Raw genomic sequence first — 23952 nt, 5'->3', positions numbered from 1 at the left:
GTACATAAATTGCTTTTTTCCGGGTAGAAACCCAGATCGGAAGGAAGCTCATGCCAAAATCTGCCGCGAATCGGATGTCACCCCTGGTTAATTTCCCGCCAGCGCCACCACGTTATCCACAGGAGTCCCCACAGAATCCTGTCCGGGTCGGGGTGATTGGTTGTGGGTACTGGGGCCCGAAACTGGTGCGAAACTTTGCTCGGGCGAGTGGATGCGAAGTGGGGGGCGTGGCAGATCACAACCCGGCCCAGCTGTCGAGAGTGGGTGAGGACTACCCCAATATCCCGGGGACGACCGATTTATGATGCGAAAAATGCCGTTGCATTGCGGGATCTTGCCTGGCAGAACCTGTTGCCTGGTGCCCGGGCTGTCATGGAAGTCCCGGCCAGCCTGTCCATGGACTTTGTGCCCCGTCGCCTGGACCGGCGCGGTGATGGCCTGATTATTTTGCCCGCAGTTCTGCAGGGTGTATTACAGGATGCCTTGCAACCACATCCTGACCTGCTTGTTTCATCGTCCCTGCCGGTAGAAAGGAGTGTGTGGACGGGCCTGCTGATGAATGCGCAGAATGATCCTGTCGCGCAGGGTGCGGCACGAGCCGCCTTTTACGCGGCCTGGCGGAAACAGTTGGTCGAAAGCGGGCGCAGCAGGTTATTACAGTGTGCAAAGCTTGCGCCCGGCGAGGTCGAGTGCCTGTACAGGATTTTCCCGGATGCAAAATTTGTCGTGAATGAGGAGAGCGATATCCCGGTTTCCGATGCAGATTGCTCACGGTTTATTGTTGTGGGGCAGATAGCCGATGATTCCCTCCCTGACAGTCTTTATAAAGCGCTGGAGTTACCCCTGCTGGCATGCCCGGATCCAGCGCAATTGATCGCACAAGGTGAGCAGTATTTCGCCAAGGGTGATCTTGCTGGTGCAGAGGCCAGTTTCCGCGAGGCCCTGCGCCTGGATGCGTGTGCTCCTGATGCATATAACAATCTTGCCGTAGTCTGTTGGCAGCGTGGGGATTTGGCGGCTGCACTGGACTTGCTTTCACAGGGTCTTGTGCTGGATTCCCGTCACCTCGATCTACTGGAGAACAGCGCGCGTATTTTACTGGAGACCGGGCATCGGGATGACGCAGAAATACTATGTAATCAGTATCTTGCGATAAATCCTGGCAATAAGGAGATGACCGCATTGCTTGCGCTGACGAGACACGCGGTGGGTTGAACCGCCAAATCCGATCGGAACGGTTCTTGCTTTATATGGGGCATATGTCCGCCTCGCAAGGAAAACGCCATGCCCCGCTTTGATGATCAGGGTTCAAACCTGATTTTCCTCCTGTCACTGCCACGCTCCGGGTCAACGTTGTTGCAACGGATCCTGGGAGGGCACTCGCAGATACATACCCTTGCAGAACCCTGGCTGATGCTGAACCCGCTTTATACCCTGCGCAAGACAGGTGTCAGCGCTGAATACGATGCAGACCTGGCGCGACAGGGTCTGGAGGATTTTCTTGCCGAGCTGGACGACGGCAGCCAGGTCCATCTCGATGCGGTGCGTGCCTATGCTGCCCGCCTGTACGGTGCAGCGCTTGCGCAGTCGGGCAAAACGATTTTTCTGGATAAAACACCACGCTACTACCAGATTATCCCGGAATTGCGCGCCTGCTTTCCAAAGGCAAAATTTGTCTTCCTGTTACGAAATCCTGCCGCCGTTCTTTCATCGACCCTGCAAACCTGGTTCGACAATGATCCGGAAAAACTCAATGGGACGAGTAATTGCAGGGACCTGACCGCCGGGGCAGTGTTTCTCGCCGATGCACTCCGTGACTTTGGCGACAATGCCATCGTGGTGCATTACGAAGATCTTGTCAGTGACCCAAAACAGACGATTGATGTCCTGTGCGATCAGCTGGGGCTGACTTTCGAGGAGAATGTGCTTGATTATAGTCACACGGCGTCCTTCAACGGCCATCACGGTGATCAGACGCGAATACACGAGCACGGAAAGGCCGTTGAAGACTATCGCGATGCATGGGTTCACAACCTCCAGGATAAATCTCGCATGCAGTATACGCTGGACTACCTGGAGACCCTGGGGCCGGAGGTGATGGATGGTCTTGGCTATGACGCCGGGGAAATCCGGGGTGCCTTGCAGACGACACAGGAAAATTCCGAATGGATCGCGGCCGATAAAGTCAACGCGGAGGGTGAAGCATTATTCCAGGGAGGTGATACGGAAGGAGCACTTGATAACTTCAGAAAAGCCCTGGCCTTATGCGATGACTTTGTGCTGGCATACAACAATATGGCCGTTCTTTACTGGCACCGGAAAGATGCCGAGCAGGCGGTAATTGCATTAACGGAAGGACTCTCCAGGCAGCCACGTGACCGGGATCTTGTGTTGACGGCAGGGCATATATTCACTGCGCTTGGTATGAAAAACGATGCCTTGGGACTGCTGTCCGCCTATCTGCATGACTCGCCCGATGACGCTGAGGTGCTGGCTCTGCGTGATGAGATCCAGGTCTTGCCCGATGCGGATGACGTGCCGGAAACCGGATCCGCCAGTATTCAGGAGAGGGACGCCAGTGGGCCGGAAATCGTAGAGCCCGCCGCCGGACCCATCGCAGTAATAACCAGCATCGCTCCGACACGTATCGATGTGCAGCAGCGCGCAATTCAATCCTGGCTTGACCATGGATTTGAAGTCATGTCGCTCAATGTCCAGGAAGAAATTGACCGGCTTGAAGCAGATTTTCCCGGCGTTAATTTTATTCGTGCGAGACGTGACGGGCGCAAACGTCTGGGCAAACCCTATGTCTACATCAATGACATGTTTTCGGCCTTGCGTCAGAGTGGACGGGAAATTGTTGGTGTCATTAATTCGGATATCATCCTGCGTGCCGGCGAGACGCTGAACCGGGTTTTGCACAGGGAGGCGCCAGGAGGCCTTCTGTACGGTTCGAGAATTGATGTCGATCATATCGAGGATGAGGCAGGTCGTTATTATAACCGGGGCTTTGATCTGTTCTTCATGGATCGTGATGTACTTCGTGACATACCGGACAATGGTTTTATGCTGGGCATGCCCTGGTGGGATTACTGGTTCCCGTGTCTGATGTTGCAAAAAGGTGTCACGGTAAAGCGTATAGATAACCCTGGGGCTTACCACTGGTGGCACAAGCCTAACTACAGTACGGAAAACTCCGTGGCATTTGGCGCGGATTTTGTAGAGGCATTCCCGCGACTTCCTTTCATGCATATGTATGAACAGAGTATCGAAGCAGGTCTGGGTGGTTTCAGGTACACCGTGCTATCGGACTGCGCCCTTTATTTTGTGGCCCGAAACAGCGAAACAGTCCGCTTGCCCGGTCCGGGGGGAAGCGAAGCTGTTGCCCGCAGTAATCCAAAAATAACCGCAATAGTGTCCACTTATGCCTCCGGGGAGTTTATCGGGGAGTGTCTGCAGGATCTCGTCAATCAGACAATCGCGGATGATATAGAAATCCTGGTGATCGATGCCGCATCCCCCCAGAATGAGCGCGCCGTTGTCGAGGAATTCTGCAAACATCACTCCAATATCCGTTATCACCGTACACCGGAGCGTATTGGTATATATGCGGCCTGGAACCTGGCTGTCGAGATGGCGAGCGGGGACTACCTGATCAGCTGCAGTACCAATGATCGGCTACGTGAAGACGCTTGCGAGATTCTCGCGCGTAGCCTGGATGACCAGCCTGACGTTGCACTGGTCTATGGCAACAGTTTCCTGACCAAACAACTGCACCGGAATTTCGATAACGCTGAACTGTACAGCATGTATATCTGGCCGGAGTACCGCTACGAGGAGTTACTGGACCGAAGTATGGTCGGGCCTCACCCGATGTGGCGGCGCAGCGTACACGATACTGTCGGACGGTTTGATGAATCGCTGCTTGCGCTTGGCGACCAGGATTTCTGGATACGCCTGGGTGAACAGCACAAGTTGCTGGCATTACCGGATTTTACCGGGCTGTATCTGGTTAGCGAGGATTCGTTAACGGGTAATACAGATGTTTCGCGTGTCGAGGAAGACCGTGTTCACCTGCAATGGGGGTGGCATTATCACTATGAAAAATGGTTTAACAGGCGTCTTGAGAACCTCGATCCCGTGCGCTGCCTGGATGGGCCGACAGTACAGATAATTGTCCGTTCGCCTGGCACGGCAGGCAGCGCCGTGGCGGACACGCTCGACGCTGTTGCAGAACAGGCCTATCCGAACTGGAAGCTGGCCGTGATAGCCAATGAGGCTTGCCCGGATCCACTGTTTGATGAGCATCCGCAACTGACCTGGATTCAGGCAACTGCCGGGTGCGGCCTGGATGAAGGTGTCGAGTCCGTGCTGGCTGGCGTGCAGGAAAACTCGTATGTTGTTTTTATGGAGGCCGGCGAGCGCCTCGATGCGTTGTTTTTAAGTGATGCCTGCGCAGCGCTCGAACGCCACCCGGGGTGGCAGGTGCTCTATTGCGATGACGATTGCGTCTCCGCAAGTGGCGAACTTGGCGATCCACGCTTCAAGCCGGATTTCAACCTGGATATGCTGCGTGGTGCGGATTATATCGGTAATGCCTGCCTGTTCAGGGCAGGGTCCGTCGCTGTAGTCGGCGGGGTACAGGTATTCGATCTGCTGTTGCGTGTGTTTGACCATTTTGGCCGGGAAGGGATCGGTCACCTGGATGAGCAGCGTTTTCACCGCAGCGGCGAGCACGACAACTGTTGCAAGGAAGCTGTTGAACAGCGCCGCAATGCCTTGCAGGCACACCTTGAGCGCTGTGGTGAGCAGGCAGTGATCGAAGACGCGCTCGTGCCTGGCTCATTTATGCTGTCTTATATTTCAGATGACAAACCAAAAGTCAGTCTTCTCGTCCTAGCGAACGAATCGGGTGGTGGTGTTGGAAATGCGGTGCACAGCATCCTGGACAAAACCGTCTACCCTGATTTTGAAATCCGTGTATTGGCCGGTCCCGACGTGCCATCTGCAGTTATCGATCGTCTTAAAGAGATTCAGAAAGAAAATCCGGCCCTCCACCTGGAGCGTTGTGCAAACAAACCTTTGCCTTCCCGGCTTAATCAACTGGCCGGTGATTGTGAAGGGGAGTTTTTGTTGTGGCTGAATGAAAATATACTGGTTCTGCAGGAAGAATGGCTGTCCCGGCTGGTTGCAGCCGCGCAACGCAAGCATGTGGGCGTGGTCGGTGCGCGCATCGTAAACCGGAACAAGGCATTGCTGGACGCCGGCGTAATACCGGGCATCGGTGGTCGCGGGGCAGGGGCAGGCATACTTTCAGGTCAGCACATGGGATCGGCAGGCTATATGGGACGTGCCCAACTGGTACAGGAGAGCGGTGCCGTATCGGCATTGTGCATGCTGGTCAGCAAGGAATTATTCAACAAGGCCGGTGGCTTTGACAAATCGCTCGCTGTCGATCTTTACCGTAGCATCGATTTTTGTGAACGCATCAGGACGGATGGTTTTCAGGTGATATGGACTCCCCATGTCACACTGATGTACCTGGGCGCTATTTCCGCCATCGATGGAAAGCCTGAAAGTGAAGCACAGGTTAATCGTGAAATTGACTTGTTGCAGGAACGCTGGCTGGACCGGTTTGCACGAGAACCCGCATTTAACCGGCACCTCAGTCTCTCTCGCGGGGATTACGGTCTGGAGTCTGCAACACCGTCCGCATGGAATCCCGTGCTGGACACTTTGCCGCGGGTGCTGAGTTTTGGCGTTGGTTCATACGGGTCATGGCAATACCGTGTTACGCAACCCCTGGATGCCTTGCAGGACAAGGGAATGGTTCAACGCATGCACACCGCTCTGGCGGGCAAAGACAAGATTTGTTTGCCCGGTGTAGTCGACCTGGAGCGTTTGCAACCGGACACGTTGTTGATGCATAACGCCCTGCATGATGATTACATCGAGGCGATGGAAAAATACAAGCGTGTCAATGATGCGTTCATAGTCTTCGGACAGGATGACCTGATGACGGCCCTGCCCCCGAAAAACCCGTTTTCCAAAACGGTGTACAAGGACATGAAGCGGCGAGTAAGGAAGTGCCTGTCTCTTGCCGATCGGCTGGTGGTAACAACGGAGCCTTTGGCGCAGGCACTGAAAGGTATGGTTGATGATATTTGTATCATTCCAAATGCACTCGATGAGAATATCTGGGGTCGACTGGAGTCACAACGACATACCGGTCGCAAGCCGCGGGTGGGGTGGGCAGGTGCTCAACAACACCAGGGTGACCTCGAGTTGCTGGAGACGGTCGTAAGAGAACTTGCCGATGAGGTTGAGTGGGTATTTTTCGGTATGTGCCCGGCTGTGTTGCGCCCCTGGGTCAGGGAAATACATGATGCTGTGAATTTTGAGGCCTACCCCGGGAAACTTGCCAGCCTCGACCTGGATCTCGCCATCGCGCCGCTCGAACACAATCGTTTTAATGAATCCAAGAGTAATCTTCGTGTACTGGAGTATGGCGTACTGGGTTGGCCGGTCATTGCAACAGATATTCATCCTTACCAGGGCGTGCCTGTCTGCCGGGTTCCCAACCAGCCGCGAGCATGGATAAATGCAATCAGGGAGCGGATTCATGAATTTGATGCGATGGCCCGTGAGGGTGACCAGTTGCGTGACTGGGTAAACAGGAACGCGATGCTGAAACTGCAGCTGGATGCGTGGATGTCAGCACTCAATCTGTCGACATCCGATCACAGCCGGGAACACCCCCGGCACCGGGCGGCAAGCCTGCAACATGCTGTTTATGCAACAAAATAAAAAGTCATAAAAATAACGCATTGCACTAAAGTTTGCTTCCCCCCGAACGCTAACATCACTGGAAGCGGTGAATACCAAATTTGCTGGTATATCCGCTAGTGATAATCAGGATGTACTGATCCGGTGATTCCAGACCGGTCTTGCACCTTCATAATTTGCAGGAGTGTCTATCATGGCATTAACAATCAACACCAATATTGCTTCGCTTAACGCACAACGTAATCTGAGCAGCTCACAGGGTTCTTTGCAGACATCACTGCAGCGCCTTTCTTCCGGCATGCGTGTCAACAGCGCAAAGGATGACGCGGCTGGCCTGTTCAGTATCCAGAAAATGACGGCCGATATCCGTGGCCTGAATCAGGCAGTTCGTAATGCCCAGGACGGCATCTCCCTCGCCCAGACCGGTGAAGGCGCCATGGACCAGGTCCAGAGCGCAATGCAGCGTATTCGTGAAATTGCGGTTCAGTCTTCCAATGCAACCGTTGAAGACCGTTCCGGTCTGCAGGCCGAGGTGGATCAGCTGACCCAGGAAATTTCCCGTATCGTTGATACTACCGAGTTCAACGGCAAGAAACTGCTCGATGGCACAGGCGGTAGCCTGGTATTCCAGATTGGCCAGGATGGCAATGCTGACCAGCAGATCACCGTTACCGGTCTGGATCTGACGGCACTGACTTCCTACGACACCGACCTGACCGCAACCGGCACAGTCGACGTCAGCTCTGCAGCTGCTGCATCAGGCGCTATCGCAGGTCTTGACAGTGCAACGACTGGCCTTGACTTCGTGTCAGGCCAGCGCGCCACTTTCGGTGCGGTGCAGAACCGTTTCGAATCTGTCGTGGTTAACCTGACCAACTACTCGGAGAATCTGTCTGCTGCACGTAGCCGCATCCAGGACACCGATTTTGCGATGGAAACCGCGAATCTGACACGAGCGCAGATCCTGCAGCAGGCCGGTGTAGCCATGCTGTCCCAGGCAAACGCTCTGCCGCAGACCGCGTTGTCACTGCTGCAGTAAGTCTTGTAGTGGTATAGAAGAACCAGGGAGGGTGGAGCAGGGATGCCCCGCCTTTCCAGTTTTAAAGAGCAGGTGACTTATGTCCAGTGATAACATTTCATCAGCGCTGACACAGGGAGTTGTGCCACAGCAGAGTGCACAGAACCCGGTTCAGGTTTTCCGACCGGAAAAATCTGCAGCCGTGAATGCAATGACCGAATTAAAGACCGGGCGGAATGAAAAGGCCGCAGGTGGTGAAGATTTGCCGCCTGCACAGAATAAACAGGAAGTCGATGAGGCCAGCGTGGAATCTGCTGTCAGCCGTATTAGCGATTTTGTACAGAACTTCCAGAGGGATCTGCAATTCAGTATTGACAAGGAAAGTGACCGGGTGGTCGTGAAAGTTGTTGATTCTGAAACACAAGAAGTGATTCGCCAGATTCCGTCAGAAGAAACTTTGCGCATCGCAAAGAATCTCGATTCACCGGAGAGCCTGATTCTTCGTGAACAGGCCTGAGCTGGCATCGCTTTTGCTTTGTAGCTGTCAGGCTACTGAATTACAGAGCGAGGTTGTGTAATGATTACCGCCCCTGGCGTGGGTTCCGGACTTGATGTTTCGTCCATTGTTGATCAGCTTATGTCGATCGAGCGTCTTCCGCTCCGTCGCATGGAAAGCGACAAACAGGGGCTTGAGGCGCAGCTCAGTGCGTTCGGTAAACTCAAGAGTTCGTTGACAACCTTTCAGTCAGCATTCGAAAATCTCAAAACACTCGATTCATTTGAAATTTACAAGGCGGAGTCCTCGAACGAGGCTGCGTTCACCGCGACAGCAGACAGTACTGCTGCTATCGGTTTTAACAGCGTTCAGGTTGTCAGTCTTGCGGAATCCCATAAAATGGGATCTGTCGCCATTGCTGATACCGATACAACGACGCTTGGTGGCGCCGGCGACCAGATGACGTTTACTATCAACGGGAATGCCTTCACGGTTGATGTCGGCGGCCTGACCCTGTCGGGTATTCGTGATGCCATCAATGATGCAACAGACAATACCGGCGTATCAGCCAGTATTATCAGCGAGAATGCCAGTAGTAACCGGTTGGTGCTGACCTCTACCGAAACCGGTAATGCCAATGTCCTCAATATCAGTTCAACAGGGAGTGTGGGTACAGCGCTCGGACTGACCGATATCAACGACCCGGCACAGCTGGACTCAGAGATGCTGATAGACGGCCTGTACACTGTGACGCGTTCCAGTAACATCATTAACGATGCCATCTCCGGTATAACGCTGACACTTTTGTCCGAAACTACCAGTGCAGACCAACTGACAGTCAGTCGTGATGTCGAGTCGGTGCAGGAATCCGTACAGTCTTTCGTCGATTCCTTTAATGAACTCAATACACTGTTTGACAGCCTCTCGGGTGAAGGTAATGACCTCGAGGCAGACAATACCTTGCGCAGTATCGAGAACCAGATCCGTGCGGTTTTCAATACGCCACCATCCGGTCTGACCGGTAGCTACTCCTACCTGTCGGAAGTTGGCGTGTCTTTTCAGAGGAATGGCACATTGTCGCTGGATGCAGCGGCACTTGAGACAGCCATTAATTCAGACTTCTCCGGCATGGCAGAAATGTTTGCCAATGATAACCAGGGTTACCTGTTCCGGATCGACAGCCTGATCGATAATTTTGTCCAGGCGGATGGGCTGATCAATGTGCGCGAGGACGGGATAAACACCCGGATAGATACTACCGAACAGCGTATTCTGGATATGGAATATCGCCTGGAAATTCGTGAACAGAGATTGCTGAGCCAGTTTAATACGCTGGACTCATTGATGGGACAGCTAAACGGAACAAGTGCGTTTCTGACCCAGCAACTGGCGGCCTTGCCATCGCTGGGGTAAAACCAGTCAGACAGATCAGCCTGCATGATGCAGGTGCAGAGAGGGAATAAAAATGAGTTTTGGAAGTGCGCGAAATGCCCTGAATCAATACAGTCAGAATGCAGTGGAGACGGCAATTGAATCAGCCAGTCCCCATCGCCTGATACAAATGCTCATGGAGGGCGCGCTGGGCAAGATTGCGGCGGCCAAGGGGTTTATGGAACGCGGTGAAATACGCGCCAAGGGTGAACAGGTAGGGTCTGCAATATCCATCCTCGAAGGACTGAAAACCAGTCTGGACCACGAAAAGGGTGGAGATATTGCACGAAACCTTGAAGATCTCTATGTCTATATGGAACGCCGCCTGATAGAGGCTAACCGGGAGAATGATCCTGCCCTGCTCGACGAGGTCTCCGACCTGTTGCGTGAGGTGAAGGAAGCCTGGGACGCCATTGCCAATCACCCGGCCGCACAACACACCCCGGCCGCCTGACAGGAAAACAGGATACCCCGACATTATGGATAGCGCACGTCGTGAACAGCTTGATGAAATCGTCCGGCTAAGCAGGGAAATGCTCGAACTGGCTGAAGAGCTGGAATGGGAAAAAATTGCCGTACTCGAAGTACAGCGCAAGCAAATTGTGTTGGAGTGTTTCCAGAAACCTGCCAAACAGCAGGACGCTGCCGAGGTGGCTGTAGTCATCCGCGAAATTCTCAGCCTGAATCAGCAAGTGACCACGCTGGGCAAGCAATGCCAGACACAGCTGGGAACCGAAATTCATAGCCACAATCGCGGTCGCGCGGCGACCAGCGCCTACCTGAGCCATACTCGCTAGTTTCCGGTTTTTGTAATCCGGCGAGCAGAGAAATCTGTCTGCCAGGGGTGGCTTGAGCCAGAAATAATCGGGCCTCTACAGAAAATCTACGATTTCATTATTTAATACAATAGCTTGGTGGACATTTCTGTCCAGGGGTGTATTTACGACAAAATTTTGACATTTGTGCTGTAGAGTGCTTAACTTTAAGTATTCAGTGTTATCCAACAATTTATAACACCATCCGGATCTGGAAGTGACCCGGTTGAGGGGGAATACAGGTGTCAATCAGCGAACCCAGAGTACTCATTATCGAAGCCGATTCAGATCGCGCGCGCGAGCTGGAATCTGTTTTACGGTTTATTAACTACGAGCCGGATCTGGCGACTGATTGTGGCGCCTGGAAGAGCAAGATCGAGGATAGCCAGGATATACTGGCGGTGCTCGTTGGGAGCTGTAAAAGCGACAAAGCACTGCAAAAGCTGCTGAAAGAAATCCACGATTTTGACGAACACCTGCCCATTTTTCTGCTCACCGAAAAGAACCGCGAACCTACTGTTGCGATTGAGCCCAGTTCCTGCATCCTGGGGCGTGTTGAATTACCGGTTCATTACACCCAGCTAACCAGCGCGCTGCATCAGGCCGAGGTGTACCGTGAAACCCAGGCCGACGGTGGGCACCAGCGCCCGGTTGACCTGTTCCGCAGTCTTGTAGGAACCAGTCGTTCGGTCCAGATGGTGCGGCGAATGATCCAGCAGGTCGCCAAATCCGATGCCAATGTACTGATCCTGGGTGAATCCGGTACAGGTAAGGAAGTGGTTGCGCGTAACCTGCACTACTACTCGACTCGTCGAGAGAATGCTTTTGTGCCGGTTAACTGCGGTGCAATTCCGGGCGATCTGCTTGAGTCAGAATTGTTTGGCCATGAGAAGGGCGCTTTCACCGGTGCCATCAGTACACGCCAGGGTCGCTTTGAGCTGGCCGAGAGTGGCACGCTGTTTCTCGATGAAATCGGTGACATGACGCTCAATATGCAGGTCAAGTTGTTGCGTGTCCTGCAGGAGCGCACTTTCGAACGTGTTGGCAGTAACAAGAGTATCGAGGCGGACGTACGCATTATTGCGGCAACACACCGGGATCTTGAAAAAGCCATCACGGATGGTTCATTCCGCGAAGATTTATTCTACCGCCTGAACGTTTTTCCTATCGAAATGCCGCCATTACGTGACCGTGTTGAAGATATACCGCTGCTGGTGAATGAACTTATTCGTCGCATCGAGCACGAGAAACGTGGTTCCGTGAGGTTGACGCAGAGCGCCATTCTGGCCCTGTGCCAGTACAACTGGCCCGGTAATGTCCGTGAGCTGGCCAACATGGTTGAGCGTCTTGCCATTCTTTATCCGTTCGGTGTGGTTGATGTGGGCGATTTACCGGAAAAATTCCAGGTCGATGGTCTGGGTGGTGAAAGGACCCAGTTCGACGAAGAATTGCTTGCCGCGCATGCACAGCCGGTCAGCTATATGGATGATGTCGAGCCGCGCTTGCCGCGCAATGGCCTCGATCTCAAGGAGCACCTGAGTAACCTTGAAGTTGGTTTCATCAAACAGGCGCTTGATGACGCCAACGGCGTGGTAGCGCAGGCGGCCAAGCGACTCGGGATGCGTCGTACCACGCTGGTGGAAAAACTCCGAAAATATGGACTTCAACGCTCTGATAGCGCGCCGGGAGTTTGACGTCGCGTTCTAGCAGCATCCGTAACATCCTGTAATAAAAGCTGTTTACAATTTGGGCATACTCCTTGCTTTGTAGCTGGTGGGCGCCAGAGCCCCGCCTAACGAAGCACAGGAGCAGGTCCAATCATGAGCCAGTCGGCCGCAAGCAATCAGCAACTTCAGGATGCTTTTGCCCTGTTTAACCAGGTATCGGAGCAACTCACCGGCTCCTACCAGGCACTGCAGCAGCAAGTGACTTCCCTGACGCAAGAGCTGGGCGTTGCACGAACAGAGCGTAGCCGTTTGCTCGACGAGATGCGCATGCTGCAGGATGAAGTGGCGCATTCCCGTCGCCTGTCCAGCATGGGCCAGATGACAGCCCGCCTGGCTCACCAGATTCGCACTCCCTTGTCCACCGCACTGTTATATGCCTCGCAGCTCAACAGTGCCGAACTGCCCCGCCAACAGCACAACTGCTTTGTTGAGCGCTTGCTCACCGGTCTGCGGCACCTCGATCATATGGTTAATGACATGCTGGTGTTCGCACGGGACAACCGGTCCTGCGATGAGGAAAGTATATTTCTTCCCGATGTGCTCGAGCAGGTACGCCAGTTCCTGCTTCCACAGCTTGAAACACAGAAGGCTGTCTGGACAGTCAACTCAAATGGCGAAATACCACCGACCTGTGGTCAGCGTGAGGTATTGGCCAGCGTGTTTTCCAACCTCGCCAGTAATGCACTCCATGCAGCAGGTGATGGTGTGCAACTGGACTGGACCGTCGAGGCAAACCCGTCAGAGCTGAGGCTGGTACTGGAAGACAACGGTCCGGGCGTTGCCGAGTCCCTGCAGGCACAGATATTCGATCCCTTTTTTACAACCCGTGCCAATGGTACCGGGCTTGGCCTTGCCGTGGTGCGTGCCGTGATAACAGCACACCACGGCACAGTAGAACTTGATCCTTCATATACGAACGGTGCACGTTTTGTGGTTTGTCTGCCGGTACAGCAGCATGAGCAACAGCTTCCCAGTGCAATGATGAAGAAGCAGAAAAAGGCAGGTACTGCCTGTTCGAGGTGTGAGTAATGAGTCAACCGGTAGTTCTGATCGTTGAAGATGATTCCGCGCTGAGAGATGCACTTTGCGCGACAGTCGAACTGGCAGGGTTTTCTGTCATGTCTGCGGAAAATGGAGAGCAGGCATTGTCGCTTGCCAAAGAACATGAACTGCAACTGGTCGTCAGTGATGTGCAGATGGATGGCATTGACGGACATACGCTGCTTAACAGGCTGAAATCAGTCGTTCCCGAGTTGCCGGTTGTATTGATGACAGCCTACGGAACGATTGAAAAAGCCGTACAGTCCATGCGGGCAGGTGCAGCAGATTACCTGGTCAAACCTTTTGATGCGGAAGTGCTGGTGGAAATGATCAGGCGCTACCTGCCTGAAAATGACAGCGCTCCCGGTGTAGTGGCGGAGGACCCGGTTACACGCAAGATCGCCGCACTGGCCAGGCGTGTTGCTACAACCGATGCGACAGTCATGATCAGCGGTGAGTCGGGCGCTGGCAAGGAAGTTTTTGCGCGCATGATTCACGAACATTCATCACGCACCAGTGGCCCGTTTGTTGCCATTAACTGCGCAGCGATTCCGGAGAATATGCTCGAAGCTTCCCTGTTTGGTTATGAGAAAGGTGCCTTCACCGGCGCTTACCAGACGCGTGCCGGTAAATTCGAGCAGGCGCAGGGTGGAACCCTTTTACTCGATGAGATTTCAGAAATGGATCTTGGGCTTCAGGCCAAGTTGTTACGCGTGCTGCAGGAGCGGGAAGTAGAACGACTGGGTGGGCGTGAAATTATCTCCCTGGATGTTCGGGTGCTTGCAACGACCAACAGGAGTATGCGCGAGGAAGTTGCCGCTGGTCGTTTCCGTGAAGATCTTTTCTATCGGCTCAACGTTTTTCCCTTGCATATAACGCCGCTGCGGGAGCGCAAGGCCGACATACTGCCACTCGCCAACCGGCTGATTCAGAAATATTGTCCTGAAGGGCATTGTGTGCCGCACCTTTCGAAGGATGCCCAGCAAGCGCTATTGACACATCCCTGGCCCGGCAATGTTCGTGAACTGGATAACGTCATCCAGCGAGCGCTTATTCTGCTCGGTGGTGACCAGATTGAAGTCGATGGTCTGTGTTTCGAAGTCGATACAGCCAACCTGGCAGAGAAAGTGCCGTCAGCCGATGCACCGGCCATGAAAGCCGGTGGCGAAGGCCTGGGAGATGACCTGAAGTCGAAAGAATTTGAGCTGATTCTGGATGCACTCAACCGTGATCGGGGTAGTCGCAAGGCAGCTGCAGAGCGACTCGGTATCAGCCCGCGCACTCTGCGATACAAGCTTGCCCGCATGCGTGAGCAGGGCATAGCCGTTCCGGCCTAGGAGGATTTGATATGAGTACTATCAGTAACGTCGATCAGGTTCTGGCAGAAATGCGGCGTTTAACAGCCGCTGCACAAAGTACTCCGGCAGAACTGGGTCAGACCCAGTCGGCCAGTGGTGAAAATTTTGCCTCGCTTCTGAAACAGTCTGTCGATGAAGTAAACAATATCCAGCAGACTGCGGGGAAATTATCTTCCGCATTCAGTGCGGGTGATCCCAATGTAGATGTAACCGAGGTCATGGTTGCACTGCAGAAAGCCGGTGTGGCTTTCCAGGCTATGACCGAGGTACGTAACCGGCTGGTATCCGCTTACCAGGAAATCATGAGCATGCAGGTTTAATAAAGGCAGGTAACGGTTATGGCAATGGTTAAACAGGAAACTGTCCAGGGATTTCAGGGTTTGCCCGCACTGCGTCAGATCGGTCTGATGATCGGGCTGGCGGCCAGCGTGGCACTGGGTGTGGCCGTAGTGCTCTGGTCGCAGGAGCCTAATTACACGGTGCTCTACGCAGGGCTTGGCAACAAGGATGCCGGAGAGGTTGTCGATGCACTGAAAAAAACAGGTATTGCATTTGAAGTCGACCAGACTACGGGCGCTGTAATGGTCGCCAGTAACCGGGTGCGTGATGCGCGTATGGAGCTTGCCAGGGAAGGCTTGCCGGAAGGCAGCGCCATGGGATTTGAAATGCTTCAGAAGGATCAGGGGTTTGGTACCAGTCAGTTTATCGAAACCGCGCGTTACCAGCGCGCGCTGGAAGGTGAGCTTGGTCGCACTATCAGCACGCTGCGAAACATAGAGTCTGCAAGGGTGCACCTTGCCATTCCCAAGCGCTCCGTTTTCTTACGTGACCGTGCCAAGCCTACTGCATCCGTTATGGTGGACATGTACTCAGGCCGTTCGCTGGATGAAGAACAGGTCGCGGCTATTGTGCACCTGGTGTCATCCAGTGTGCCGCACCTGGAAGCCGAAAAAGTCACTATCGTTGATCAGAAGGGCAATCTGCTGAGTAACGGATCGGCCAATAACAGCATGGCGCCCAGTTCCAGCCAGTTTTCCTATAATCGCAAACTGGAAACAACCTACACGCAGCGGATTCGCGATTTGCTGGAGCCTGTTGTTGGTCCCGGGCGTGTTCGTGCCACAGTCAATGCTGACCTTGATTTCACTGTGACAGAGCGTACCCAGGAAAGTTATAACCCGGATCTTCCAGCGCTCCGCAGTGAGCAGGTGAGTGAAGATATTTCCAATGCAAGAAGTGCCGGTGCAGGCGGCGGTATACCGGGCGCCTTGTCGAACCAGCCGGCGGAACAACCAACGCTGGTCGACCCGAATGTATCAGCTGACGATGCGGAAACAAGTAGTGCAAGCGGTAATCGCAGCAAGCGCAGTGTGCGAAATTACGAGCTCGACAAGACTATTAGCCATACCAGGCTGGCGACGGGAGGCATTCGCAAGTTGTCAATTGCCGTTGTTATCGATAACAAGCAGGAACTCGATGAGAATGACGAACTGGTCAGCAAACCCTGGAGTGATGACGAAATAAGCCGCTTCTCGAATCTGGTCAAGGAGTCAGTAGGCTTTAATGCACAGCGAGGCGATACAGTAAATATTATCAACGCATCGTTTGTGACACCCCCGGAACCCGAGCCGGTTCCAGAGTTATCACTCATGGAGCAACCCTGGATCTGGGATGTCGCCAAACAGGCAGCCGGTGCACTGGGACTTTTGGTTGTTGTCTTCGGCGTACTCAAACCCGTCATGCGCAGTCTGGCAGAAAAAGGTGAACAGGCCGCACAACACCAGGCCGCGCTGGCTGCTGCAGCGGCAGGTGGTGAAGGTGGTGTGGGCGGGCAGGATCAACTCAGCCTGACCGGTGGCTCCCCGCAACTCGCTGCACCGCAGGGAAACAGTTATGAGCAAAGCCTGGAAACAGCAAAAAGTGTCGTCAACGATGACCCGAAGCGCGTCGCGCAGGTTGTCAAGAACTGGGTAGGCGAAGATGGCTGAGGCCGCCACAAAAATGAACGGTACCGAACGCGCGGCCGTGTTATTGCTGACGTTGGGTGAGGAAAGTGCCGCCCAGGTGCTGAAGCACATGGGTCCCAAGGAAGTACAGAAAGTCGGTGCAGCCATGGCTGCCATGACCAATGTTCCGCGTGACCAGGTGACCGGTGTTCTTGAAAATTTCACCGAAACGGTTCAGGAACAAACTGCACTGGGTGTTGGTGCAGAGGACTATATTCGTACGGTAATGGTTGATGCATTGGGCGAGGACAAGGCCAAGGGGCTGATGGATCGCATCCTGCTGGGTAGCAGCAACAAGGGTCTGGAGGCGCTGAAGTGGATGGATGCACGTGCTGTCGCCGAGCTGATACGGCTTGAGCATCCACAGATACAGGCCATTGTTTTGTCCTATCTTGACAATGACCATGCAGCCGAAGTCATAAAGTTCTTCCCGGAACGTACCCGACACGATGTCCTGCTGCGCATCGCCACACTGGATGGTATCCAGCCAAGCGCACTGCAGGAACTCGATGAAATTCTCGAGAACCAGTTTTCCGGTAACCAGAATGTACAGTCATCCAGCGTGGGTGGTGTCAAGTCCGCAGCAGACATTCTCAACTTTGTGGACAGTTCCATCGAAGGTGAGATTATGGAGGCTATCAAGGACGTCGATGCAGAGCTGGGTCAACAGATACAGGATCTGATGTTTGTCTTCGACAACCTGGTCGATGTGGATGATCGTGGTATCCAGGCCCTGTTGCGTGAAGTATCTTCCGATACGTTAATACTGGCGCTCAAGGGTGCCGATGAGGCCATGAAGGAAAAGATTTTTGCCAACATGTCCAAGCGTGCAGCAGAAATGATGCGCGACGATCTCGAAAACAAGGGTCCGGTGCGTCTGAGTGAAGTAGAAGGCGCGCAAAAGGAAATTCTCGCGATAGCCCGTCGCATGTCCGAGTCCGGCGAACTTGCGCTGGGTGGCAAGGGAGCAGAGCAGTTTGTCTAGGGTCATTCGTGCAGACGATCTGAGAGATTGCGAATCATGGCACGTGCCTGAAGTCGGCGCAGCCGGTGAAGCACAACGCCCCATGACAGCCCGTCAGCTTGAAGAAATCCAGGAGCAGGCGCGTCACGAGGGATACGAACAGGGTTTGAAGGAAGGACGTGAGGCCGGTACGGCTGAATTTGTCGAACGTATACAACGCCTGGAACAGTTGATGATGTCACTTGACCAGCCGCTAGAGGCGCTGGACGAGGCAGTTGAACAGCAACTGTCACAACTTGCCATGATTGTTGCACGGCAATTGATCCGGCGTGAACTCAGGTCCGAGCCGGAACAGGTGATCGGTGTGGTTCGCGATGCCCTGGCAGCCTTGCCGCTGGCGGCGCGCAATGTGCGTCTGTCACTACACCCGGAAGATGCCGTTCTGGTGCGCGAGGCATTGTCGCTAACACAGGGCGAAGCCAGTATCGAGGTGGTCGAGGATCCGGTGCAGACACGGGGTGGGTGCCGTGTGTTGACCGAGAGTTCGCAAATCGATGCCACCGTCGAATCACGACTCAATGCCATTATTGCCAACACGCTGGGCGGTCTGCGCAGCAGTGACGAAGATGAAACGGAAACCTGATGTCCCAAACCAAGCGTAGTGAGATCTGGCAAAAACGTCTGCAACCCTACCTTGAAAGGGCGGGTCAATCACAGACGCTGGTGGTCTCGGGAAAACTGACGCGCATGGTCGGACTAACGCTCGAGGCTGTCGGCTGTCAGGCTGCAATTGGTGGGCGTTGCATGATTGAATCCTCACACGGCGAACCCATCGAGGCCGAAGTTGTCGGTTTCCACGACGATAAAATCTACCTGATGCCGATTGGTGAATTGCGGGGACTGGGGCCGGATGCAAAAGTGATCCCGACGCCCGGTGTCTGTGAAGTGCCGGTTGGCAAGCAATTGCTCGGCCGTGTGATCGACGGCGCCGGCCACCCGCTGGATGCCAAGGGTCCGCTGCACAATGAAGCGCATGCGCCACTCACCGGGCGACCGATAAACCCGCTTTCCCGTGCACCGATTCGTGAGCCACTGGATGTCGGTGTAGCCGCTATCAACGCATTATTGAGCGTGGGCCGCGGTCAACGCATGGGACTGTTTGCCGGTTCCGGTGTTGGCAAGAGTGTGTTGCTCGGTATGATGACGCGTTATACCAATGCCGATGTCATTGTGGTTGGACTGATTGGTGAGCGCGGCCGCGAGGTGAAGGAATTTGTCCAGAATATTCTGGGTGATGAGGGCTTGTCGCGTGCTGTTGTCGTTGCCACGCCTGCCGACACCACACCGCTGATGCGCATGCACGGCGCCATGATGGCAACCAGTATTGCCGAACATTTTCGCGACCAGGGCAAGCAGGTGCTGTTGCTCATGGATTCGCTGACACGCTTTGCACAGGCACAGCGTGAAATTGCTCTCGCCATTGGCGAGCCGCCAGCGACCAAGGGCTATCCGCCTTCCGTATTTGCCAAACTGCCGCAACTGGTTGAACGTGCCGGTACCGGTGACCACGGCGGTTCCATTACCGCCTTTTATACTGTGCTTGCGGAAGGTGATGATCAGAATGATCCGATTGCCGATGCTGCGCGTGCGATTCTCGATGGACATGTGGTGTTGTCGCGCGAGCTGGCGGAAGCCGGTCACTACCCGGCAATTGACATCGAGGCATCGATAAGTCGTGTCATGATCGACATCGTGGCGCCGGAGCATGATCTGGCTGCACGCCGTTTCAAACAGGTATTTGCCATGTACCGGCAGAACCGTGACCTTATCAATGTTGGCGCCTACCAGTCCGGCAGTGACCCGAAAGTGGATGAGGCCATCGCCATGTATCCACAACTTTCACAATTCCTGCAGCAGCACATGCACGAGCGGGTGGCCTGGAACGACAGTCTGGCCGGCCTGGCCACGGCACTTGGTTCGCCACCCGCTGAGGCCGCCACCCATGTTAACGCTCAAGCGGCTGCTGCCGACAACCCGATACACTGAGGAAAAAGACGTTGCACGCCATGAGTCGATCAAAACGCATGAAACCTGTACAGCGAGTCGCGGAATCACGCGAGCAGGCCGCTGTACAGAAACTGGGACAGAGTCAGCAGTTTCTCGATGCCCAGCGCGCCAGGCTGGAAGAGCTGTGCGCCTATCGGAACCAGTACAGCCAGTCTTTCCAGACATCCGGCGGGCAGGGACTTAATGCCAACCGGTTGCAGGATTACCGGGTATTCCTGTCTCGCCTCAACGAGGCGATTCATCAGCAGGAAGCCATTATTGTCCAGTGCACCAGTCAGCATGAACTGACTCGACAACAGTGGGTGGAAACACGCAGTCGCCATCAGGCCATCGACAAGGTGATCGAGCGATATCGCAGCGAGGAACAGAAAAACAGTGACCGTCTGGAACAACAGGAACAGGACGAACGCGCCCAGCGGCCAATGAATAAATCGCGGTAACCGGGAAACTGGCACGCCCATTGCTCTGTTAACAGACAGACAACTTGGGTCGAATCAGGAGCAACGGGATGAATGCGTCCTTGCCAACACTACCGGTACCTTCAGCAGGCGTAGATACAGCCGCCCTGCCACAGGGTGAAGGTGTACTAAATCAATATCTTGCTTCCAAAGGAGGGCAATTCGGACCGCTGCTTCAGCAGGCGGTCGGGGCGTTGGGTGAAACGCCGGGCACAGCTGCCGAGGGTCTGGATGCAATATCACTGTCAGAGCAAGTCTTGCCGCCTGAAGGCAAGCTGTTGCCGCTTCTGCAGCAGGTACTGGATGCCGCCGGGGCCGAGGGCCTCGATCCCGATGCCGTCCTTGAAGGTATCCGTGAGAAGCTTGAGGCCGTGTCTGTAGACACAGATCTTGATCCCGATCAGGCGGTCGCAATCGCTATTCACCAGTTTATTGAAGAGAACCCACAGCTTGCGGCATCGATCGATACCGGTCTGTTGCGCAGTTTACCGGGTTATAACGCACGGGCGGCCCAGGAGCATCCTGGGTTACCGGTGAAAAACCCGATGTCAGCTATGTTGTCTGGTAGCACGTCAAATCAGGCCGCCATGGATGGCGAATCGCCAGAAACCGCTGCCCATCGCGGCCCGGCCGGGCAGGCCCGACACGGGGGTGAATTCATGTCACTCAGCATGACCCGGCAGGAGGGCAATTCACAGCATGAAGCCGCGACACTTTTCAGCCGGCTGGCGGCCGAAGTCCGCTCAGCCAGCGGTATGACCGAGGCATTACCACGCAATGACAGTCTTCTGGGTGCGCTGGGTTCCCTGACACCAACTCCGCCCACTGCCCCGGCCGTACAGCAGCCCGCGGCGTTACAGACCGTCGCTCTCAATGCGCCTTTCAACCAGGCCGGCTGGGACAAGGCGCTGGGTGAACGTCTGCAGTGGATGGTCGGTCAGGGTGTCCAGCGTGCCAGTATCAAGCTTAATCCGGCCCACCTGGGGCCTATGGAGGTCCGCATCCAGGTTACGAACGAGCAGGCAAATGTACATTTCACATCGGCACATACCGTTGTGCGTGAGGCGCTGGAGGCATCCTTGCCACGCTTGCGCGACATGTTTGACAATGCCGGGGTAGAACTTGCCGAGGTGGATGTGTCAGGCCATTCTTTCTCCGGGCATCAGGCCGCAGCGGATGGCCGGCAGGATGAAGCAAGACAAGGCAGAAATGCGGTCTTTGGTGCCGAAGGAGAGGCCGAGATCAGCCGGGAAACCCCCCTGTATTTACTGCCGGCCAGCGGGCGGCTCGACTTGTTTGCCTAAGCACTCAAAATTGCAGGGGAATGTCAGCGTGCGACGAGAATGTTTTGCTAACAGACTGATTGTACTTATGCATCTGCCTGTGATAACGTTTTGACACAATTATAACAACGCTGGATTTGGCAATGCCAACACCCACGAGCAAGCGCAGGCGACCGAAGGAGGAGCGGGCCAGCGCACGACGAAAATCCTCGCATCCTGTTGCCGGCAAGGAAATCAATTACGTCCTTCAGCTGACCGGGGAAGATACCCTGCTGCTTGAACGTTACCAGGACATTCTGGCACAAGGCGCGGCCGGCTTCGCTGAAAAAACCTATAACTACATGTTCGATAATCCGGACATTGCCGACGTCCTGTACGCCTATGAACGACAGGGCGGAAATATCGGTGACCTGGTGCGTGGCCAGCTGGAACATCAGCTCGGCCTTCTGAACGGCGACATTGATGAGAAAGCTACCGCCGAAAGTGAGCGAGTCGGCCGTACTCATCACCGTTGGGGTGTCAAACCCGTCTGGTCGATCGGTGCCTATCGTCTGTTTGTCGATCATTTGAAGCAACTCATCGCCCACGAGCCGGCTATTGATGCCGGTGACCGGGATGCGCTGGAATGCGCGTTGCTCAAAGTCGTTTTCCGCGATATGGCGATTACCTGCGAGGGTTACTGGCGAGCGGCGGTTGAGCAGCTCACCAGCCAGCGGGACGAGCTGGGGCATGAGCAGGATCTTGCCGGTGAGCTGCTGAGCAATATCCCCCAACTGCTGTGGACGGTGGATATCGAATCGAACCGCATCACTTACGCCAGCCCCGGTACCCAGGCATTTTGCAGTGATGAAATGGAGGCACCCATCCCGTGTTTCTTCCGCATCCCCGGCTCCGAGCGTGAACGTGTCCTTACCGCCTGGCAGCAGGTGATTGACGGGAATTCAGTACAGCTGGAAATACCTGTCAATAACGAACAGGAAAGCAATCGCTGGTATCGAATGGCCTTTTATCCGACCGCAAACCGGCGTGGTCGTGTACTTCGCGTGCACTGCCTGATGGAAGATGTTACCGACCTGCGTAATGATCGGGAGCGTCTCGAACAGTTGTCTACCCAGGATGAAGTCACCGGTCTTGCCAACAGAACCCTGTGGTACGACCGACTTGCTTCCGCCCTGGCTGTGGCGCGACGTAATCCCGGTGCATCACTTGCGGTGATGGTGCTGGATATCAACCAGTTCAAAATGTACAACGATACACTCGGACATGAGGCCGGTGACGAGTTGTTGCGCAAGATCGCAGAGCGCGTACAGAAATTATTGCGCGATACCGATACGCTGGCTCGACTGGGAGGCGATGAATTCGGCATTGTCCTGCCAATGGTGCAGGATGCCGAAAAAGCGGCAGAACGTGTGGCGCGTGAGGTGATGAGTGCCTTGAGCGCACCTTTTAGCTTCAAGGGGCGCGAACTTTGCCTGAGCAGTTCTATCGGGATCGCGGTGTACCCGCAGCATGGCGAAGACCCGCACTCACTGGCCAGTCACGCCGACAGCGCCATGTACCGGGCCAAGTGGAATTCAGCGCCATTCCTGTTTTTTGAAACCGAAGAAGATGCTTCAGCTACCGAGCACCTGCAATTCTCCGGGCAATTGCACGGTGCGCTTGAGCGTGAAGAATTTGAACTGCATTACCAGCCGAAAATTGACCTGGCAAGCGGGCGGATCTGCGGCGCAGAAGCTTTGTTGCGCTGGCAACACCCACAGCAGGGGCTGGTATTGCCGAAGCGGTTTATCTCCGTTGCCGAACAGCTCGGCATGATCTCGCCGATTACCGACTGGGTGCTGGATACCGCCCTTGCACACAGCAAGCAGTGGCAGGTGGGTGGCGAGCCCGTTGCAATTTCTATCAACGTATCTGCACGCTCATTCCACTCCCCGGGCCTGATTGCAGGGATCCGGCAGGCGCTGCTGAAGGCCGGTGTCGATGGTTCACAACTGGAAGTGGAAATTACAGAAGATACCCTGATGGCGGATCTTGATCATGGCGCAGGCATCCTGGAAGAACTCAGCAAGCTTGGCGTTTCAATAGCCATTGATGATTTCGGGACGGGTTATTCCTCGTTGTCGTACCTCAAGCGTCTCCCCATCAATACCCTGAAAATTGACCAGTCCTTCCTGCAGGATATGGCCAATGACCCGCGTGATGTTGCCATTGTGCGTTCTATTATCGAACTGGGACATAACCTGAATTGCAAGGTTGTCGCCGAGGGTGTTGAAGCCCAGGGAGTGCGCGAACAACTGAAGGGTCTGGGTTGTGACCTGGTGCAGGGCTTCTACATCAGCAAACCGCTGCCGGATGCCGGTTTCCGCGAGTGGCTTTCACACTCCACACACTGAGTTTATTCTTCCCGCCCGCATCACTGCGAACGTAGTGAAGTAGTCTCCAGACAATAAACACATTCCTGTAAAGATTGCAGGTTGCGGTGATAGCGCTGGCTTGCCGGGG

Annotated in this window: 18 protein-coding genes; all 18 read left to right on the top strand. The window is 54.7% G+C overall.

The annotated features are described in order from the left end of the window. Positions 1–264 precede the first annotated feature (264 nt). The 18 genes from DFR30_RS10540 (at position 265) to DFR30_RS10455 (ending at position 23843) form a co-directional block, all read left to right on the top strand. A complete protein-coding gene (locus DFR30_RS10540; protein WP_132973024.1) occupies positions 265–1215 on the top strand; it encodes a tetratricopeptide repeat protein in 951 nt (316 codons plus the stop codon). Between the two features lie 69 nt (positions 1216–1284). Continuing rightward, on the top strand, positions 1285–6807 hold the full coding sequence (locus tag DFR30_RS10535) for a sulfotransferase (RefSeq protein ID WP_132973022.1): 5523 nt from the start codon (positions 1285–1287) through the stop codon (positions 6805–6807). Between the two features lie 172 nt (positions 6808–6979). Next, on the top strand, positions 6980–7825 hold the full coding sequence (locus DFR30_RS10530) for a flagellin N-terminal helical domain-containing protein (protein WP_132973020.1): 846 nt from the start codon (positions 6980–6982) through the stop codon (positions 7823–7825). A gap of 79 nt (positions 7826–7904) precedes the next feature. Further along, positions 7905–8321 (top strand): flagellar protein FlaG, encoded by a 417-nt coding sequence (locus DFR30_RS10525; protein WP_132973018.1) that lies wholly within the window; start codon positions 7905–7907, stop codon positions 8319–8321. A gap of 60 nt (positions 8322–8381) precedes the next feature. Continuing rightward, the gene (gene fliD, locus DFR30_RS10520) at positions 8382–9713 is read left to right on the top strand and encodes a flagellar filament capping protein FliD (RefSeq protein WP_132973016.1); all 1332 of its coding nucleotides are present in this window, start codon (positions 8382–8384) and stop codon (positions 9711–9713) included. 52 nt (positions 9714–9765) lie between these two features. Further along, positions 9766–10185: a flagellar export chaperone FliS gene (gene fliS, locus DFR30_RS10515; protein ID WP_132973014.1), complete on the top strand. Its 420-nt coding sequence runs from the start codon at positions 9766–9768 to the stop codon at positions 10183–10185. A gap of 25 nt (positions 10186–10210) precedes the next feature. Then, positions 10211–10528, top strand: a complete 318-nt coding sequence (gene fliT, locus DFR30_RS10510; protein ID WP_132973012.1) for a flagellar protein FliT — start codon at positions 10211–10213, stop codon at positions 10526–10528. A 266-nt stretch (positions 10529–10794) separates the two neighbouring features. Then, a complete protein-coding gene (locus tag DFR30_RS10505) occupies positions 10795–12240 on the top strand; it encodes a sigma-54 dependent transcriptional regulator (protein WP_132974455.1) in 1446 nt (481 codons plus the stop codon). A 126-nt stretch (positions 12241–12366) separates the two neighbouring features. Then, on the top strand, positions 12367–13302 hold the full coding sequence (locus DFR30_RS10500) for a sensor histidine kinase (protein ID WP_132973010.1): 936 nt from the start codon (positions 12367–12369) through the stop codon (positions 13300–13302). Then, positions 13302–14651 carry a sigma-54-dependent transcriptional regulator gene (locus DFR30_RS10495; RefSeq protein WP_132973008.1) on the top strand — a complete coding sequence of 450 codons (1350 nt, stop codon included), beginning with the start codon at positions 13302–13304 and terminating at the stop codon, positions 14649–14651. The genes DFR30_RS10500 and DFR30_RS10495 overlap by 1 nt, the downstream gene beginning before the upstream one ends. A gap of 11 nt (positions 14652–14662) precedes the next feature. After that, positions 14663–14992, top strand: a complete 330-nt coding sequence (gene fliE, locus DFR30_RS10490) for a flagellar hook-basal body complex protein FliE (RefSeq protein WP_132973006.1) — start codon at positions 14663–14665, stop codon at positions 14990–14992. A gap of 18 nt (positions 14993–15010) precedes the next feature. Continuing rightward, a complete protein-coding gene (fliF, locus tag DFR30_RS10485; RefSeq protein WP_132973004.1) occupies positions 15011–16660 on the top strand; it encodes a flagellar basal-body MS-ring/collar protein FliF in 1650 nt (549 codons plus the stop codon). Next, entirely contained in the window at positions 16653–17663 is a 1011-nt protein-coding gene (gene fliG / locus DFR30_RS10480) for a flagellar motor switch protein FliG (RefSeq protein WP_132973002.1), read from the top strand. The genes fliF and fliG overlap by 8 nt, the downstream gene beginning before the upstream one ends. After that, positions 17656–18285: a FliH/SctL family protein gene (locus tag DFR30_RS10475; RefSeq protein ID WP_132973000.1), complete on the top strand. Its 630-nt coding sequence runs from the start codon at positions 17656–17658 to the stop codon at positions 18283–18285. Before fliG ends, DFR30_RS10475 begins: the two co-directional genes overlap by 8 nt. Next, positions 18285–19688 (top strand): flagellar protein export ATPase FliI, encoded by a 1404-nt coding sequence (gene fliI, locus DFR30_RS10470; protein WP_132972998.1) that lies wholly within the window; start codon positions 18285–18287, stop codon positions 19686–19688. The genes DFR30_RS10475 and fliI overlap by 1 nt, the downstream gene beginning before the upstream one ends. Before the next feature lie 20 nt (positions 19689–19708). Next, positions 19709–20149, top strand: a complete 441-nt coding sequence (gene fliJ, locus DFR30_RS10465; RefSeq protein WP_132972996.1) for a flagellar export protein FliJ — start codon at positions 19709–19711, stop codon at positions 20147–20149. 68 nt (positions 20150–20217) lie between these two features. Beyond that, positions 20218–21471: a flagellar hook-length control protein FliK gene (locus tag DFR30_RS10460; RefSeq protein ID WP_132972994.1), complete on the top strand. Its 1254-nt coding sequence runs from the start codon at positions 20218–20220 to the stop codon at positions 21469–21471. 122 nt (positions 21472–21593) lie between these two features. After that, on the top strand, positions 21594–23843 hold the full coding sequence (locus tag DFR30_RS10455; protein WP_132972992.1) for a putative bifunctional diguanylate cyclase/phosphodiesterase: 2250 nt from the start codon (positions 21594–21596) through the stop codon (positions 23841–23843). Positions 23844–23952: the final 109 nt, after the last annotated feature.

Origin of the sequence: Thiogranum longum (genome assembly GCF_004339085.1) — a bacterium.
Classification (GTDB): domain Bacteria; phylum Pseudomonadota; class Gammaproteobacteria; order DSM-19610; family DSM-19610; genus Thiogranum; species Thiogranum longum.
Note: the sequence above shows the minus strand (reverse complement) of the source record. Positions and strands in the feature narration are given on the sequence as shown.

Excerpts from the sequence above, each read along its gene's own strand:
- DFR30_RS10535 (WP_132973022.1), top strand. The coding sequence starts at position 1,285 with ATGCCCCGCTTTGATGATCAGGGTTCAAACCTGATTTTCCTCCTGTCA.
- DFR30_RS10525 (WP_132973018.1), top strand. The coding sequence starts at position 7,905 with ATGTCCAGTGATAACATTTCATCAGCGCTGACACAGGGAGTTGTGCCA.
- DFR30_RS10495 (WP_132973008.1), top strand. The coding sequence starts at position 13,302 with ATGAGTCAACCGGTAGTTCTGATCGTTGAAGATGATTCCGCGCTGAGA.
- DFR30_RS10530 (WP_132973020.1), top strand. The coding sequence starts at position 6,980 with ATGGCATTAACAATCAACACCAATATTGCTTCGCTTAACGCACAACGT.
- DFR30_RS10460 (WP_132972994.1), top strand. The coding sequence starts at position 20,218 with ATGAATGCGTCCTTGCCAACACTACCGGTACCTTCAGCAGGCGTAGAT.
- fliE (WP_132973006.1), top strand. The coding sequence starts at position 14,663 with ATGAGTACTATCAGTAACGTCGATCAGGTTCTGGCAGAAATGCGGCGT.
- fliD (WP_132973016.1), top strand. The coding sequence starts at position 8,382 with ATGATTACCGCCCCTGGCGTGGGTTCCGGACTTGATGTTTCGTCCATT.
- fliT (WP_132973012.1), top strand. The coding sequence starts at position 10,211 with ATGGATAGCGCACGTCGTGAACAGCTTGATGAAATCGTCCGGCTAAGC.
- fliF (WP_132973004.1), top strand. The coding sequence starts at position 15,011 with ATGGCAATGGTTAAACAGGAAACTGTCCAGGGATTTCAGGGTTTGCCC.
- fliJ (WP_132972996.1), top strand. The coding sequence starts at position 19,709 with ATGAGTCGATCAAAACGCATGAAACCTGTACAGCGAGTCGCGGAATCA.
- DFR30_RS10455 (WP_132972992.1), top strand. The coding sequence starts at position 21,594 with ATGCCAACACCCACGAGCAAGCGCAGGCGACCGAAGGAGGAGCGGGCC.
- fliG (WP_132973002.1), top strand. The coding sequence starts at position 16,653 with ATGGCTGAGGCCGCCACAAAAATGAACGGTACCGAACGCGCGGCCGTG.
- fliS (WP_132973014.1), top strand. The coding sequence starts at position 9,766 with ATGAGTTTTGGAAGTGCGCGAAATGCCCTGAATCAATACAGTCAGAAT.
- fliI (WP_132972998.1), top strand. The coding sequence starts at position 18,285 with ATGTCCCAAACCAAGCGTAGTGAGATCTGGCAAAAACGTCTGCAACCC.
- DFR30_RS10500 (WP_132973010.1), top strand. The coding sequence starts at position 12,367 with ATGAGCCAGTCGGCCGCAAGCAATCAGCAACTTCAGGATGCTTTTGCC.